The organism is Williamsia muralis, from assembly GCF_051487485.1.
Classification (GTDB): Bacteria; Actinomycetota; Actinomycetes; order Mycobacteriales; family Mycobacteriaceae; genus Williamsia; species Williamsia muralis_B.
Genome location: NZ_JAHVCV010000002.1, coordinates 572,316 through 587,403, shown reverse-complemented (window position 1 = coordinate 587,403; position 15,088 = coordinate 572,316). Strand labels below are relative to the sequence as shown.

12 protein-coding genes are annotated in these 15,088 nt (G+C 65.0%); 11 read left to right on the top strand and 1 reads right to left on the bottom strand.

Going from position 1 to position 15,088, the window contains the following annotated elements:
• The first annotated feature begins 2 nt into the window (after positions 1–2).
• The 7 genes from sucD (at position 3) to KXR83_RS06195 (ending at position 5,865) form a co-directional block, all read left to right on the top strand.
• The gene (gene sucD, locus KXR83_RS06225) at positions 3–893 is read left to right on the top strand and encodes a succinate--CoA ligase subunit alpha (RefSeq protein WP_023962683.1); all 891 of its coding nucleotides are present in this window, start codon (positions 3–5) and stop codon (positions 891–893) included.
• A gap of 187 nt (positions 894–1,080) precedes the next feature.
• The gene (locus KXR83_RS06220) at positions 1,081–1,866 is read left to right on the top strand and encodes a hypothetical protein (protein ID WP_437424061.1); all 786 of its coding nucleotides are present in this window, start codon (positions 1,081–1,083) and stop codon (positions 1,864–1,866) included.
• Positions 1,863–2,336, top strand: coding sequence for an RDD family protein (locus KXR83_RS06215; protein ID WP_437424060.1), 474 nt, complete (start codon positions 1,863–1,865; stop codon positions 2,334–2,336). Before KXR83_RS06220 ends, KXR83_RS06215 begins: the two co-directional genes overlap by 4 nt.
• Before the next feature lie 209 nt (positions 2,337–2,545).
• On the top strand, positions 2,546–3,415 hold the full coding sequence (locus KXR83_RS06210; RefSeq protein WP_437424059.1) for a MetQ/NlpA family ABC transporter substrate-binding protein: 870 nt from the start codon (positions 2,546–2,548) through the stop codon (positions 3,413–3,415).
• Positions 3,408–4,454, top strand: coding sequence for a methionine ABC transporter ATP-binding protein (locus KXR83_RS06205; protein WP_437424058.1), 1,047 nt, complete (start codon positions 3,408–3,410; stop codon positions 4,452–4,454). The genes KXR83_RS06210 and KXR83_RS06205 overlap by 8 nt, the downstream gene beginning before the upstream one ends.
• Before the next feature lie 3 nt (positions 4,455–4,457).
• The gene (locus KXR83_RS06200) at positions 4,458–5,129 is read left to right on the top strand and encodes a methionine ABC transporter permease (protein WP_437424057.1); all 672 of its coding nucleotides are present in this window, start codon (positions 4,458–4,460) and stop codon (positions 5,127–5,129) included.
• 67 nt (positions 5,130–5,196) lie between these two features.
• On the top strand, positions 5,197–5,865 hold the full coding sequence (locus tag KXR83_RS06195) for a TetR/AcrR family transcriptional regulator (RefSeq protein ID WP_437424056.1): 669 nt from the start codon (positions 5,197–5,199) through the stop codon (positions 5,863–5,865).
• A 95-nt stretch (positions 5,866–5,960) separates the two neighbouring features.
• On the opposite strand, the gene KXR83_RS06190 is transcribed toward KXR83_RS06195, so the two are convergent.
• Positions 5,961–9,527: an indolepyruvate ferredoxin oxidoreductase family protein gene (locus KXR83_RS06190; protein WP_437424055.1), complete on the bottom strand. Its 3,567-nt coding sequence runs from the start codon at positions 9,525–9,527 to the stop codon at positions 5,961–5,963.
• Positions 9,528–9,794: 267 nt separating this feature from the next.
• Between KXR83_RS06190 and KXR83_RS06185 the strand changes: the two genes are divergently transcribed.
• From KXR83_RS06185 to KXR83_RS06170, 4 genes are read left to right on the top strand one after another with little or no spacing between them, the layout of a single operon-like run.
• Positions 9,795–11,378, top strand: coding sequence for a carboxyl transferase domain-containing protein (locus KXR83_RS06185; RefSeq protein ID WP_437424054.1), 1,584 nt, complete (start codon positions 9,795–9,797; stop codon positions 11,376–11,378).
• A 7-nt stretch (positions 11,379–11,385) separates the two neighbouring features.
• Complete coding sequence (locus KXR83_RS06180; protein ID WP_437424053.1) at positions 11,386–13,386, top strand: acetyl/propionyl/methylcrotonyl-CoA carboxylase subunit alpha; 2,001 nt, start codon at positions 11,386–11,388, stop codon at positions 13,384–13,386.
• A complete protein-coding gene (locus KXR83_RS06175; RefSeq protein ID WP_437424052.1) occupies positions 13,383–14,555 on the top strand; it encodes an acyl-CoA dehydrogenase family protein in 1,173 nt (390 codons plus the stop codon). Before KXR83_RS06180 ends, KXR83_RS06175 begins: the two co-directional genes overlap by 4 nt.
• Positions 14,552–15,076 (top strand): MaoC family dehydratase, encoded by a 525-nt coding sequence (locus tag KXR83_RS06170; RefSeq protein ID WP_437424051.1) that lies wholly within the window; start codon positions 14,552–14,554, stop codon positions 15,074–15,076. Before KXR83_RS06175 ends, KXR83_RS06170 begins: the two co-directional genes overlap by 4 nt.
• The last annotated feature ends 12 nt before the right edge of the window (positions 15,077–15,088 follow it).

Genomic DNA, 15,088 nt, shown 5'->3' with positions numbered 1-15,088 from the left:
CAATGTCGATTTTTCTGAACAAAGATTCCAAGGTCATCGTTCAGGGCATCACCGGTGGTGAGGGCACCAAGCACACCGCTCTGATGCTCAAAGCAGGCACCAAGGTCGTCGGTGGCGTCAACGCCCGCAAGGCCGGCACCACCGTCAGCCATGACGGCGGCGTGGAGCTGCCCGTGTTCGGCACCGTGTCCGAGGCCATCGAGAAGACCGGCGCCGACGTGTCGATCGCTTTCGTGCCGCCGAAGTTCGCCAAGGACGCGATCATCGAGGCCATCGATGCGGAGATCCCTCTGCTCGTGGTCATAACCGAGGGCATCCCGGTGCAGGACAGCGCATACGCGTGGGCCTACAACGTGGAGAAGGGCAACAAGACCCGGATCATCGGTCCGAACTGCCCCGGCATCATCACCCCCGGCGAGTCGCTCGTGGGCATCACCCCGGCGAACATCGCGGGCACCGGTCCCATCGGTCTGGTCTCCAAGTCCGGAACGCTGACCTACCAGATGATGTACGAGCTGCGCGACATCGGCTTCTCCACCGCGATCGGCATCGGCGGTGACCCGGTCATCGGCACCACGCACATCGATGCCATCGAGGCGTTCGAGAAGGACCCCGACACCAAGGTCATCGTGATGATCGGTGAAATCGGCGGCGACGCGGAGGAGCGGGCGGCCGATTACATCAAGGCCAACGTCTCCAAGCCGGTCGTCGGGTACGTCGCGGGCTTCACTGCTCCGGAAGGCAAGACCATGGGCCATGCCGGTGCCATCGTCTCCGGAAGCTCGGGAACGGCTCAGGCCAAGCAGGACGCACTCGAGGCGGCCGGGGTGAAGGTCGGCAAGACGCCGTCCGAAACCGCCGAACTCGCACGCGAGCTCTACAAGAGCCTGTAAACCGACCGAACACGAAGCGCCGGTTCTCTCCGATGGGACCGGCGCTTTGTGCTGTCCGCACTCTCATCTGGTGTGGGTGCTCGACGAACATCCAGGCAGACACGCGATCAACCCCGCAAGTTAGGGGGTTCGGCGGCGCGCGCGGCGAGTAGTGTTCTCAATCACGGCGAGTGAAAGAAGCGCGCGCATGACCGGTGGACCACTGCTGGACGGATTGGTGAGAACGGCCGGCTCGGCCTACTCGCTTGCGGTGCGTGTCCCGGTGGTCGGCGGTGTGCTGCAACGGCGTACCGAAGATGTTGTCGCGCTGGGTGAACGCGCGCTCGCTGCGGCCATTGTGGTCGCGCGTTCGTCGCTCAAGGTGATCATCCGAGAGGTGATCGATGCGCTGGTCATCGAGGTCGACCTCACCGAACTGGTGCGTGGGCACGTGGACCTCAATCGGATCGCCGTGGGGATCGACGTGGACCGCATCGCGGCTCGGATCGACATCGACGCGATTCTCGACCGCGTGGACATCGACAGGATCATCGAAACCGTCGACCTCGACCGTGCCGTTGCCGGCGTGGACATCGACGCGGTCGCCGCGAAGATCGACGTCGACGCGATCATCGGGCGTCTCGATCTCATCGAACTGGCGAATCAGATCATCGACGGGGTCGATCTCCAAGCCATTGTTCGTGACTCGACCACCACGTTGACAACCGGTGTGCTCGAAGACGTCCGGACACAGGGGGCACGCGCCGACGACGTGGTGGCAGGGGTCGTCGGACGACTGCTCGGACGTCACGACGGCAAGCGCACTGCCCGCCCAGTCGAGCCGCCGGCCCGAAACGGCCGGCATCCCGACGCCGGCTCCCTGAACGGAACACCACCTCCGGCCGAGGTGATCATCGAGGTGCACCGACGTGTTCCCGACAAGCCTGGCGAGCGGTCCGGCGCCGCCACCGACGTCCCGGCGGACAACGGATGACCGAAAAGGCGCGTGAGGTCGCCGAACCCCACCACACCGGCAGGGACGAGTTCGAGAGCAGGATGGCCGGCATCGTGAGCCGTGGTGTTGCCGCGGTCCTCGATGTCGGGGCGGTCGCCGCGATCCTGGGAATCCTCTACCTGGGTGCGCTCTTGCTCGGGCTGTTGTTCACCAGCGGGAACCTCGAGCCGCCGAATCCGAATGTGCTGTTCTCCGCTGCGGCATCGTATGTGGTGGCGGTCGCCTACCTCGCGGGCTGCTGGACGGTGTCGGGACGCACAGTGGGTTCGGTCGCGATGGGCCTCGAGGTGGTCAACCGCAGGGGTGGTCGACTCGGTCCGGTCCGCGCGTTGTTACGTGCCATGTTCTACACCACCTTCCCGGTCGGCCTGCTGTGGGTTGCCGTGGACAGACGGCGCCGTTCGGTGCAGGACATCGTGCTGCGTAGTCGGGTCATCTACGCGTGGTGAGCCGCTCGAACAGTGTGATCCCATAAAATCTGCCGGATTTTAACTCCTGGCTCGGAAATACTGCAGGTCAACGGCTTTCGTCTGCCTGGTGTCGCCGATGCACTTCCGGTTCGTGTTGTCTCTCATCGTTACAGTCACTACGCGCGACCGCCGGACGGTCGCTCATGTGCTCGGCCGCCTCGGCCGTGAGACGAAGGGAACGGGTTGTCATGCGTTTGAGAAGGCTTGCCCTGCTACTGGTTCTGCCCCTGCTGGCCCTGGGGATGGCCGCGTGCGGCAGCGACGACTCGAACACGGTGAAGATCGGTGTCGCCGACGCCAGTGAAAGCTACTGGAATGTGTTCAAGCAGAAGGCTTCCGATGAGGGCATCGAAGTCGAGCTGGTGAACTTCACCGACTACAACCAGCCCAATCCCGCGCTGGCCGAGGGAGAACTCCAGCTCAACGAGTTCCAGCACCTGCTGTACCTCGCCACCTACAACGCCAAGAACAATCAGAACCTCGTGCCCATCGGGGCAACGGCCGTCTATCCTCTGCCGCTGTACTCGACCAAACACGCGTCCTTGGACGAGATCCCGCAGGGCGGGAGCGTGGTGATCCCGAACGACCCAACCAATCAGGCCCGCGGACTCTTGGTGTTGCAGCAGGCCGGTCTGATCTCCCTGAAGAACGGCGGGTCCGCGTTCTCGACCCTCGCCGACATCAACGAGGGTGCATCGAAGGTGAAGGTGACCGCGGTCGACGCCGGCCAGACCGCCCAGAGCCTTGATTCCGTGGATGCCGCGATCGTCAACAACAACTATGCGACGTCGGCAAATCTCGGCGCGGACAAGGTGATCGCTCAAGACGACCCGAACAGCGATATCGCCAAGCCGTACATCAACGCTTTCGTCGCACGCGACGAAGACAAGAACAACGCCGACTACCTGAAGTTGGCCGCGCTCTACCACGACCCCGAGGTGGAAGCGGCGGCGAAAAAGGACCTGGGCGCAAGCGGGGTCTTCAAGACGAACCCCGCGTCCGAACTGCAGCAGCTCACCGTCGAACTCCAGGAGCAGGTGAAGTCGAGCGGTGCCTGACGAACCTGCCATCTCGTTCAGGGGCGCCACCAAGCGCTTTCGCGGCAAAGGAGGCAAACAGCTCGTCGCGGTGGACGGGGTGGACCTGGACATCGCCCGCGGCGACATCACCGGCGTGATCGGATACTCAGGTGCCGGTAAGAGCACCCTGGTTCGGCTGATCAATGGTTTGGAAACCCCCGACGAGGGGCAGATCCTGATCGACGGCGAGGACATCAGCCGAGCCCGTGAACGCCAGCTGCGCCGCGTGCGCGGGGACATCGGCATGATCTTCCAGCAGTTCAACCTGTTCTCGTCGCGCACCGTTGCGGGCAATGTCGAGTTCCCGCTGAAGGTTTCGGGCATGACGCGGTCTGCGCGGGCCGCTCGCGTCACCGAGCTCCTCGACTTCGTGGGCATCGGTGACAAGGCCCGTCAGTACCCGCAGCAGCTGTCCGGTGGACAGAAGCAGCGGGTGGGAATCGCACGCGCACTGGCGACGTCACCGAAGATCCTGCTGGCCGATGAGGCCACCAGTGCACTCGACCCGGACACAACAGCGGAAATCCTCGGGTTGCTCAAACGGGTCAACCGCGAGCTGGGCACCACCATCGTGGTCATCACCCACGAGATGGACGTGGTGCGTGACATCTGTGACCGGGTGGTCGTCCTCGATTCGGGGCGGCTTGCCGAGCAGGGGCTGGTGTACGACGTGTTCTCTGGGCCCGCATCACCGATCACGCAACGCCTCGTGCGTTCGGCGGTCGGTGATGCGCCGTCGGGGGAGACGCTCGTCAGGTTGCGCTCGCGCCACAGCGGTCGATTCGTGACCGTTGCGGTACGGGAAACCGATTCCGGCACGGTCGATGTCACCGGAGCCCTGGCGCGGCCAGGCGTCCGGGCCACGGTGGTCTATGGCGGGATCATCGAGCTGTCCCGGCGGCCGTTCGGGTCGTTGACATTTGCGCTGCAGGGTGACAACCGGGAGATCGACGCAGCGCTTGCGGACCTCCGCGAACTGACCGACGTCACCGAACACCCGGTGAAAGAGGAGGTGTAACCGGTGTTCCTCGGCGACATCATCACGCCTGAGCTTCGGCCGATCCTGTGGGACGCGGTCATCCAGACCATCCAGCTCGTGGGTTTCACGCTGGTGATCGGCGGCGTCATCGGGCTGGGTCTCGGTGCCCTGCTCTACGCCACCCGCCCGACCAATCTTCTTGCCAACACGGTTGTCTACAACCTGCTCAACGTGGCGGTCAACATCGTTCGGCCGATCCCGTTCATCATCTTCATCACGGCCATGGCACCCCTCACCAAAGAGGTGATGGGCACCAGGATCGGTACCGAGGCAGCGATATTCCCGATGACGGTGATGGCTGTGTTCGTGATCGGGCGCGTGGTGGAGCAGAATCTCGTGGCCGTCGACCCGGGTGTGGTGGAGGCGGCACGTGCGATGGGTACAAGCCGGCTGCGCACATTGCTGACGGTGGTGATCCCGGAAGGCCTTGCGCCGCTTGTGCTCGGATACACGTTCATCTTCGTCGCGATCGTGGACATGTCCGCGATGGCGGGATACGTCGGTGGCGGGGGGTTGGGCGACTTCGCCCAGCAGTACGGCTATCAGCAATTCAACTGGAAGCTCACCGTGGTGGTCATCGCGATGCTGATCGTGTTGGTGCAACTGGGTCAGTGGCTCGGGAACCGGCTGGCCAGGCGCGCGTTGCATCGTTGACGTGCGGCGTGACCGCTGGGCGAACCCGTTCCCGGCCCCTGGGTCGGGCGGGTAACCTCAGCAGGCGATGACCACTGCAGCCGGAACTCCTGACGGGCCCGCGGAGCCCGCGGATGCTGACGTCCACGAGTCGTCGGCAACAACCCCGTCCGGACCCGCTCCGGTCACACGCAGGGGTCTGGCGAAGGCTGCGCGGCGGCGGGAGTTGCTGGCCGCAGCCGCACGTCTGATGGCGGAGCGAGGATTTGCGGGGGTCCGTCTCGAAGACATCGGCGCCGCGGTGGGTGTCAGCGGTCCGGCGATGTACCGGCACTTCACGGGCAAAGACGCGGTCCTGGCCGAGATGCTCATCAGCATCTCGGAACGGCTCTTCGACGGCGGCCAACGGGTGGTCGCCTCGACCGACGGACCCGACGAAGCACTGGACGGTCTGATCGACTTCCACGTACGGTTCGCGACCACCGAGCCCGAGCTGATCCGCGTGCAGGATCGGGATTTCTCGTCACTCGCCTCCGAAGCCAGCCGCACGGTCAGACGGCTGCAGCGGCAGTACGTCGAACTGTGGGCCGACACGCTGATCCAACTCGATGGCTCGATACCCCGGCAGGAGGCGCGGACGCGGGTTCAGGCCGTGTTCGGACTGATCAATTCCTCGCCGCGACTCCCGGATCTGGATGCCCGGCGTCTGCACGTGATCCTCGCTCGGATGGCTCACGCGGCTCTGCTGAGTTCGTGACCGATGGTGCGGCACCGCTGACCAGAGGTGACAGAACGCGAGGACGCCCACGTGCTTCTGGAGCGTCCTCGCGTACCGCCTGGGGTGCGTGCTGGTCAGATGTTCAGTGCCGCAATGTGTTCGGCCACTGCTTCGCGGTACCGGGCCACGTTGCGCATCTTGATGTCTTCGTATCCGCGCACCATGTCGGGCAGCTCGGCCACCGCAACAGCCGCCGCCATGTTGTCGGCGGTCAGCCGGCCGTCCGCGAAGGCGGCCAGCAACCGGGTGATGAGTTCGCGATACTCGACGATCAGTGCCCGCTCGGTCTCGCGCACCTCGGCACGCGCAAACGGATCGAACTTGGTGCCACGCAGGCGCTTGGCCTTCGCCAGTGACTTCAGCGCCGGCGTGCCCCAGGCGCCGATGGCTATCTTCTTGCGCATGCCCAGCGACCGAAGAGTCGGCGGATGCAGGCGAACAGCAACTTTCGCGTCCTCACCGAACTGGTCGGCCACCTCGGCTGCGAACTGGTGGTCCTGCGTCAGACGTGCCACTTCGTACTCGTCCTTGTAGGCCATCAGTTTGAACAGGTTGCGCGCCACGGCGTCGGTGAGGCCGCCCACCTCGGCCTGGCCTTCGGCTGATGCAACGTCACCGACGAACCGGACGTAATCGGTTGCGTAGGAGACGCTCTGGTAGTCGATCAGTTCATCGATCCGGCGGCGAACCGTGCCCAGAACGTCGGTGCTCCCACTGTCCAGTGACCGCGTGAGAGTGATGGCCCGTGTGCTGGGCTGCCATGGCGCGGGCGCCGGGTGTGCGGCCGCAACAGCAGATCTGACCGCCTCGCGATCGGCGACGATCTGCCGGCCCCGGCGAAACGCCTGCAGATTGCGCTCGACGGCAACGCCGTTGAGCTCGATGGCACGCTCGATCGATTCGGCCGTGATCGGCATGGCTCCCGACTGGAATGCCGCACCCACCAGGAGCATGTTGGCGTACTGCTCGTCCCCGAAGAGTTCGAGCGTGAGTTCACCGGCGTCGAGGTAGATGCCTCGCTGCACCGACCGGTCGATGGACGACGCGATCTGTGCATCGCTGGGGTAGGACACCGAGGTGTCGATGACCATCGCGCCTGTCGGGATCTTGGTGGTGGAGACGATGGCGGTGGTCTTGAGGGGTGAGGCCACCTTCAGGTTCGCCGGGTCCACGCCGACGAGTCCGTCGCACGACAGGTAGAGGTCGCAGTCACCCGACGCGACTTTCGCCGCCTGTTCCACCACGCCCGAGCTGACCTTGACGTCGCTCACCACTGCACCGCCCTTCTGCGCCAGCCCGGTCATGTCGACCGTGCGTGCCACGTGCCCGTCGAGAACGGCTGCGGTGGCGATCACCTGGGACACCGTGACAACCCCGGTGCCGCCGATACCCGTGACCCGGAGGGTGAATCCGTCGTCGATCCGTTTGGTGGCGGTGGGAGTCGGCAATACGTCGGCGTCGATGTTCGGCACCGTGTGGCGAACCCGAGCGGCCTCGCCCGGGGTGATCGTGACAAACGACGGGCAATCGCCTTTGAGGCACGAGAAGTCGAGATTGCACGAACTCTGATCGATCCGGGTCTTGCGTCCGAACTCCGTCGACACCGGATGTACCGACAGGCAATTGGACTTCTCGCCGCAGTCGCCGCACCCCTCGCAGATCCGCTCGTTGATCATCACGCGGGTGGTGGGAGTCGGTTGCTCACCGCGCTTGCGCCCCCGGCGCTTCTCGGCTGCGCAGTGCTGATCGTGGATGAGTACGGTGACACCCTCGATGGCCGCGAGCTCCTGCTGGATCTGCATCATGTCGTCGCGACTGCGCACCTCGACCCCGGGCGGTAGCTGCAGGGAACGGGTGCGAATCGGATCGTCCGAGGTGACCACCACACGCCGAACCCTCTCGGCCAGAAGTAATTTGGTGATCTGCGGCAGGTCCATCTGGCCGACCGGGTTCTGTCCACCCGTCATCGCGACAGTGCCGTTGAACAGCAGCTTGTAGGTGATGTTCGACCCGGCGGCGACCGCCGAACGCAACGCCAGCGATCCCGAGTGCATGAAGGTTCCGTCGCCGATGTTCTGCACGAAGTGCTTCTCGTCGACAAATGGAGAGATTCCCAGCCACTGCGCACCCTCGCCGCCCATCTGAGTGACTCCGGCTATGTCGCCGACCTGGTCGGGGTCCATCAGCAAGACCATGGCGTGGCAACCGATCCCGGCGCCCACCAGGGTTCCGTCAGCGACCTTGGTGGAGCTGTTGTGCGGGCATCCTGAACAGAAGTACGGGCTGCGCACTGCCAGCGGTAGTTCGATGCGGCCCCGGCTGCGGCCGCTGGTCTCAAGCCAGTTCTTCGCTTCGGGGACCTGGTGGTGACGGGCGAGTCGGTTCGCGAGACCGCGGGTGACCGAATCGATGTCGAGTTCGCCGAAGCGGGAGAACAGGGTGGATCCGTCTTCGTTGGACTTGCCGACGATGTTCGGCACATCCGGGCGGCGGAACAGGATGTCGCGCATCATCGTTTCGAGGAAGTCCCGTTTCTCTTCGACCACGATGACCTCGTCGAGTCCGGCGATGAACTCGGTCATGATCTCGCGCTCGAACGGGTACACCATGCCCATCTTCAGGATCCGGATGCCCAGGCGGCCCAGGTCGGCATCGGTGATCCCCATCAGTCGCAGTCCTTCGCGGACGTCGAGGTAGGTCTTGCCTGCCGCGACGATGCCGATCCTGTCGTCCGGGGTGCGCGAGACGATCCGGTTGAGCCTGTTGATGCGTGCGTACTCCATCGCGCGGGGCAGACGGATCGTCAGCTGGTTCTGTTCGAGCTCCATGAGGTTGGCGCCCAACAGCTTTCCGCTCGGGACGTGTGGACTGGTGCCGAGATCGCCATAGATGGGGAGGATGCGGTCGGGGTGCACATCGGCGGTGGATGCCCCGTCGGCGACATGGGCGGAGATCTTCATCGACGTCCACAGGCCGGACACCCTCGACATGATCGCGGCGTGGACTCCGAGATAGAGGATGTCCTGGGAGTCGGCGGGATAGAGGATCGGCATGTACAGGTCTGCCAGCGCCATTTCGGAGGCGCAGGGGACGGTGGAACTCTTGGCACCCGGATCATCGCCGACCAGGGCGACTGCACCGCCGGTGGGGTGGGTGCCGATGATGTTGGCGTGCCGGAGGGCATCGGTGGCCCGGTCGAGGCCTGGGGCCTTGCCGTACCAGTAGCCGACGACGCCGTCTAGCGCACTGTTCTCTCCGCGGTTCGACAGTGTCCCGACCTGGGCCGCCACCTGCGAACCCATCACCGACGTCGCGGCGATCTCTTCGTTGAGTCCTGGGCGGTGCACCACGTCGAAGGGGTCGAGGTACTTGGCGCGACGGGCGATCTCGAGGTCGTAACCGGCGAGCGGAGAACCCTCGTAGCCGGAGATGAAGGACGCGGTGCGCAGATTCTGCCTGCGGTCGAGACGGGCCCGGTCACGAACCATCCGGACCAGTGCCTGGATGCCGGTGAGGTAGACGGTCCCGGACTCGCGGGTGTAGCGGTCGTCGAGTGAGAAGGACTCGACGGAAGCGGCTGCTCCGCCCAGAGGATCGCGGTCGTGGTCGCCGTCGTGGTGGTTCTGCGTAACGAGGGTCATGGCTGTTTACCCGGCTCTCTATGGTGTTGTGCCGACCCGGGGGTGGTGGGTCGGAGCTTGTTCTTCGGTAACGCGATCGTACGTCAACCTGTGATGCGGGTCACGACAGATGTGGCGTGCGAGGAAATCCGAGACGGGCCGTGTGCGCGGAGGTGGACGGGATCGGTGAAACTTCGGCCGCGATGTCGCCAATCGCGTGACAATGGGCCTGCCAGCACTTACAGTGACTTCAGTTAATCGTTCCTAACTGAAAGGCGGTGGACGCCGGTGTCCACGACCGCAACCGCACCCCGGTGGCGTGCAACGCATGAAGCCAACGTGGCGGCTCTGCGTGCCCGACTGGATCGCGTGGCCCAGGGCGGCGGCGAGAAGGCGCGGGCCAGACACCTGGACCGCGGGAAACTGCTGCCTCGTGACCGGGTCGACACGCTTCTCGATGCCGGGAGTCCGTTCCTGGAGATCGCCCCACTGGCAGCCGAGGACATGTACGGCGGCAAGGCGCCGGCGGCGGGCGTGATCGCGGGCATCGGGCGGGTGGCCGGACGTGAGTGCGTGGTGATCGCCAACGACGCGACGGTGTCGGGCGGCACCTACTACCCGGTGACCGTGAAGAAGCACCTGCGAGCCCAGGAGGTGGCGGCGGCGAACCGGTTGCCGTGTATCTATCTGGTGGACTCCGGCGGTGCGATGTTGCTGCAGCAGGACGAGGTCTTCCCCGACCGCGACCATTTCGGGCGGATTTTCTTCAATCAGGCCAACATGAGTGCCGCAGGTATCCCGCAGATCTCGGCCGTGCTCGGGTCGTCCACAGCCGGCGGTGCCTACGTGCCGGCCATGAGCGACGAGACAGTGATTGTGCGCGATCAGGGGACCATCTTCCTCGCCGGGCCGCCCCTGGTGAAGGCCGCAACCGGAGAAGATGTAAGCGCCGAGGACCTCGGTGGCGGACTGATGCATTCGACCGTGTCCGGGGTGACCGACCACCTCGCGGACAACGACGAGGATGCGCTCGAACGGGTCCGGCGGATCGTCGCCACGCTCGGACCGGCCGAGCCCCCGCAATGGGATGTGCAGCCGGTTCGCGACCCTGTTGCGGCGCAGACCGATCTCTACGACGTGGTCCCCACCGATGCTCGTACCCCATACGACGTTCGCGCGGTGATCGAGATCATCTGCGACGCCGGTCAATACGATGAGTTCAAGGCGGGATACGGGACGTCGCTGGTCACCGCATTCGCCCACATCCATGGCCACCCTGTCGGCATCATCGCCAACAACGGCGTGTTGTTCAGTGAAAGTGCGCTCAAGGGAGCGCATTTCATCGAACTGTGCGACAAACGCAAGATTCCTCTGGTGTTCTTGCAGAACATCACCGGGTTCATGGTGGGACGGGAATACGAGCAGGGCGGGATCGCCAAGAACGGCGCCAAGATGGTCACCGCGGTGGCCTGTGCTCGGGTGCCCAAGTTCACCGTGATGATCGGTGGATCGTTCGGTGCCGGCAACTATTCGATGTGTGGGCGTGCCTACTCGCCACGATTCTTGTGGATGTGGCCCAATGCCCGCATCTCGGTGATGGGTGGACCGCAGGCGGCCGACACCTTGGCGACGGTGCGGCGCAACCAGATCGAGCGTGGTGGTCAGGAGTGGTCTGCGGAGGATGAGGAACAGTTCAAGGCGCCGATCCGCGAGCAGTTCGAAACACAATCGGACGCGTACTACTCCACGGCACGGCTATGGGATGACGGCGTGATCGATCCCGCCGACACCCGCACCGTGCTCGGGCTGGCGCTTGCCGCTGCGCGCAACGCACCGCTCGCGCCGGTGTCCTACGGCGTCTTTCGGATGTGATGTGGTGATGAAACAGATAGACACGGTGTTGGTCGCCAACCGCGGGGAGATCGCCTGCCGCGTGATCCGCACCTTGCGGCAAGCGGGAGTCCGCAGCGTTGCGGTGTACTCGGACGCAGATTCTGATTCGCTGCATGTGGCCATGGCCGACGAGGCGGTCCGACTTGGCCCGGCCGCCGCGACCGAGAGCTACCTGAAGATCGACGCGGTGATCGCTGCCGCGCGAAGTGTCGGCGCCGATGCAGTGCATCCCGGTTATGGATTCCTCTCGGAGAACGCGGCATTCGCACGTGCCCTGGCGGAGGCGTCGATCGTCTTCCTCGGGCCACCGGCCGGGGCGATAGAGATCATGGGCGACAAGATCGCCGCGCGCGAGGCTGTATCGGCCCGCGACGTCCCCGTGGTTCCCGGCATCTCCCGCCCCGGGCTCACCGACGACGACCTGATCGCGGCAGCGTCCGACATCGGGTTCCCGGTGCTGATCAAACCGAGCGCGGGCGGTGGCGGCAAAGGGATGCACCGGGTTACCGATCCGGTTGACATTCCCGCCGCGCTGCGGACCGCCCGGCGCGAGGCCAAGGCGGCATTCGGCGATGACACGCTGTTTCTCGAACGGTTTGTGGACACCCCGCGTCACATCGAGGTTCAGGTCCTTGCCGATACCCACGGCAACGTGGTGCATCTCGGTGAGCGCGAATGTTCCCTCCAGCGACGACACCAGAAGGTCATCGAGGAGGCGCCCTCGGCGCTGCTCGACACCGCCACGCGTGCCCGCATCGGCGCGGCGGCCTGCGACGCGGCGCGGTCGGTCGGCTACACCGGCGCCGGGACGGTGGAGTTCATCGTCTCGGCACACAAACCCGACGAGTTCTTCTTCATGGAGATGAACACCCGTCTGCAGGTGGAACATCCGGTCACCGAGATGGTCACCGGCGTCGACCTGGTCGACTGGCAATTGCGGGTGGCCCGGGGGGACAAGCTGGATTTCGCCCAGGATGACGTGACGATGACCGGCCACGCAATCGAAGCCCGGGTGTACGCCGAAGACCCTGCTGCCGGATTCCTTCCCACCGGTGGGTCCCTGTTGCTCGTGGACGAACCCGCCGGCCCCGGTGTCCGGGTCGACTCGGGCATCGTCACCGGCGATGTGGTGGGCAGCGACTACGACCCCATGCTCGCAAAGGTCATCGTCCACGGCGACGATCGCTCCGATGCCATCGCCCGTCTGGATGCAGCATTGGCGCGCACCCACGTGCTCGGCGTTCGCACCAACATCGGGTTCTGTCGCCACGTGCTCGACCAGCCCGATGTTCGGGCCGCTGAGCTCGACACCGAGCTGCTCGACCGCCTCGTTGTCGACTACCTCGAACCCCCGCCCCCTTTCGAGGCACTGGCATTGGTCGGGCTTCATCGGGTGCGAACCGGTCGCAGCGGTGAGACACCGTGGACCTCGCAGGTCGGCTGGCGCATCGGTGGAGCAGCGCCTACGAGAACACGCCTGCAGGTCGGAGACGATGTGGTGACGGTTGCGGTGACCGGCCCGGAAACCGACGCCCGCGTCACCATCGGTGACCGGACGGCCACAGCATCGGTGTCCGGCGAGCGACTCACCCTCGACGGCATGACGTCGCGATGGCTGATCGTGCAAGCGCCACCGAAACCGGCTGCAGGCCACCGGACCGACAGCCCGGGGCATTACTGGGTCAGCGGCCCGGCCGGTACCTGGGAGATCGCCGAGTCGAAGATCCTGCGGTCGTCCACCGATGCCGAGGAACTCGGGGAGATCACCAGTCCCATGCCGGGAACCGTCGTCGCCGTGCTGCACCCAGGAGGCGAGTCGGTCGAGGCCGGTACGCCTGTACTTGTGGTCGAGGCGATGAAGATGGAACACACGTTGACCGCTCCACGTGCCGGTGACCTGTCGGTTGTGGTCGACGTCGGCGACAAGGTCACCAGCGGCCAACGGCTGGCAACGATCATCGACCACTCGGAAGGGAATCCCACATGACCATCACCGACGACCTGACGGTCGAATACGACGAACTGCGCAGGACAGTGGCCGACTTCGCACAGTCGGTGGTTGCCCCGGTATCGGCCAAACACGATGCCGAACACACCTTCCCGTACGAGGTGGTGCGCCAGATGGGGGAGATGGGCCTGTTCGGACTGCCGTTCGACGAGGAATACGGCGGGATGGGAGGGGACTACTTCGCGCTGTCGCTGGCGCTCGAGGAACTCGGCAAGGTGGACCAGTCGGTGGCCATCACCCTCGAAGCCGGTGTTGGTCTGGGCGCCATGCCGATCTACCGGTTCGGTACGGAAGAGCAGAAGCAGAAGTGGCTGCCGGACCTGGTTGCCGGCCGCGCTTTGGCAGGGTTCGGGCTCACCGAGCCGGGCGCGGGCTCGGATGCGGGTGCCACCGCCACCACGGCCAAGCAGGACGGCGACGAGTGGATCATCAACGGGGCCAAACAATTCATCACCAACTCCGGCACCGACATCACCTCGCTGGTCACCGTCACCGCCGTCACCGGGGCACGGTCACCGGGGCCGGACGGATCGGCCCGCAAGGAGATCTCGACGATCATCGTGCCCAGCGGCACAGAGGGTTTCACCGTCGAGCCCGCGTACAACAAGGTCGGGTGGAACGCGTCGGACACCCACCCGCTCAGTTTCGGTGACGCGCGGGTGCCCGCAGAGAACCTGCTCGGTGAACGTGGCCGCGGCTACGCCAACTTCCTGTCCATCCTCGACGAGGGACGAATCGCGATCGCGGCGTTGGCGACCGGTGTGGCGCAGGGCTGCGTGGACGAGAGTGTGAAGTACGCCAAAGAACGTCGCTCATTCGGCAAGGCCATCGGCGAATACCAATCGGTGTCGTTTGCCATCGCCCGGATGGAGGCTCGCGCACACACCGCGCGCACCGCGTACTACCACGCGGCGTCGAAGATGCTCGCCGGCAAACCGTTCAAGAAGGAGGCGGCGATCGCCAAGCTGGTCTCCAGCGAGGCGGCCATGGACAACGCACGCATGGCCACACAGATCCACGGCGGCTACGGCTTCATGAACGAGTATCCGGTGGCACGACATTACCGGGATTCGAAGATCCTGGAGATCGGCGAGGGCACCACCGAGGTGCAGTTGATGCTGATTGCGCGCGAGCTGGGCTTCGCATGACCGGCGTGAACGAGCCGGAAGACCGCCAGGGTGGGGACTCGCCGCAACCACGTCGGGTCACCCAGCGCGGCTTGTGGTTTGACGAGTTCGAGGTGGACACGGTGTACGAGCACCGGCCAGGGCGGACGGTCACCGAGGCCGACAACGTCTTGTTCACCACCCTGACCATGAACACCCAGGCACTGCATCTCGACGCGGCATACGCCGCCGAACAACCGGGGTTCGGTGGCGAGCGCCTGGTGAACTCGATGTTCACACTCTCGACGATCGTCGGATTGTCGGTGAGCCAATTGACGCAAGGAACCCTGGTGGCCAACCTCGGTTTCTCGGAGATCGCGTTCCCCGCACCGCTCTTCCACGGTGACACGCTGTATGCCGAGACCGAATGCACGGGAAAACGGGAAAGCAAATCCAGACCCGGCGAGGGCGTGGTGTCATTGCGTCACATCGGAAAAAACCAGCACGGCGACGTGGTTGCTGTAGCTCAGCGGTCCACGCTCGTGCGCAAGCGCGCCACGTGAGGTCCAGACAGG

Coding starts and splice junctions, on each gene's coding strand:
- KXR83_RS06195 (WP_437424056.1), top strand. CDS start 5,197: ATGACCACTGCAGCCGGAACTCCTGACGGGCCCGCGGAGCCCGCGGAT.
- KXR83_RS06190 (WP_437424055.1), bottom strand. CDS start 9,527: ATGACCCTCGTTACGCAGAACCACCACGACGGCGACCACGACCGCGAT.
- KXR83_RS06220 (WP_437424061.1), top strand. CDS start 1,081: ATGACCGGTGGACCACTGCTGGACGGATTGGTGAGAACGGCCGGCTCG.
- KXR83_RS06210 (WP_437424059.1), top strand. CDS start 2,546: ATGCGTTTGAGAAGGCTTGCCCTGCTACTGGTTCTGCCCCTGCTGGCC.
- KXR83_RS06170 (WP_437424051.1), top strand. CDS start 14,552: ATGACCGGCGTGAACGAGCCGGAAGACCGCCAGGGTGGGGACTCGCCG.
- sucD (WP_023962683.1), top strand. CDS start 3: ATGTCGATTTTTCTGAACAAAGATTCCAAGGTCATCGTTCAGGGCATC.
- KXR83_RS06175 (WP_437424052.1), top strand. CDS start 13,383: ATGACCATCACCGACGACCTGACGGTCGAATACGACGAACTGCGCAGG.
- KXR83_RS06215 (WP_437424060.1), top strand. CDS start 1,863: ATGACCGAAAAGGCGCGTGAGGTCGCCGAACCCCACCACACCGGCAGG.
- KXR83_RS06180 (WP_437424053.1), top strand. CDS start 11,386: ATGAAACAGATAGACACGGTGTTGGTCGCCAACCGCGGGGAGATCGCC.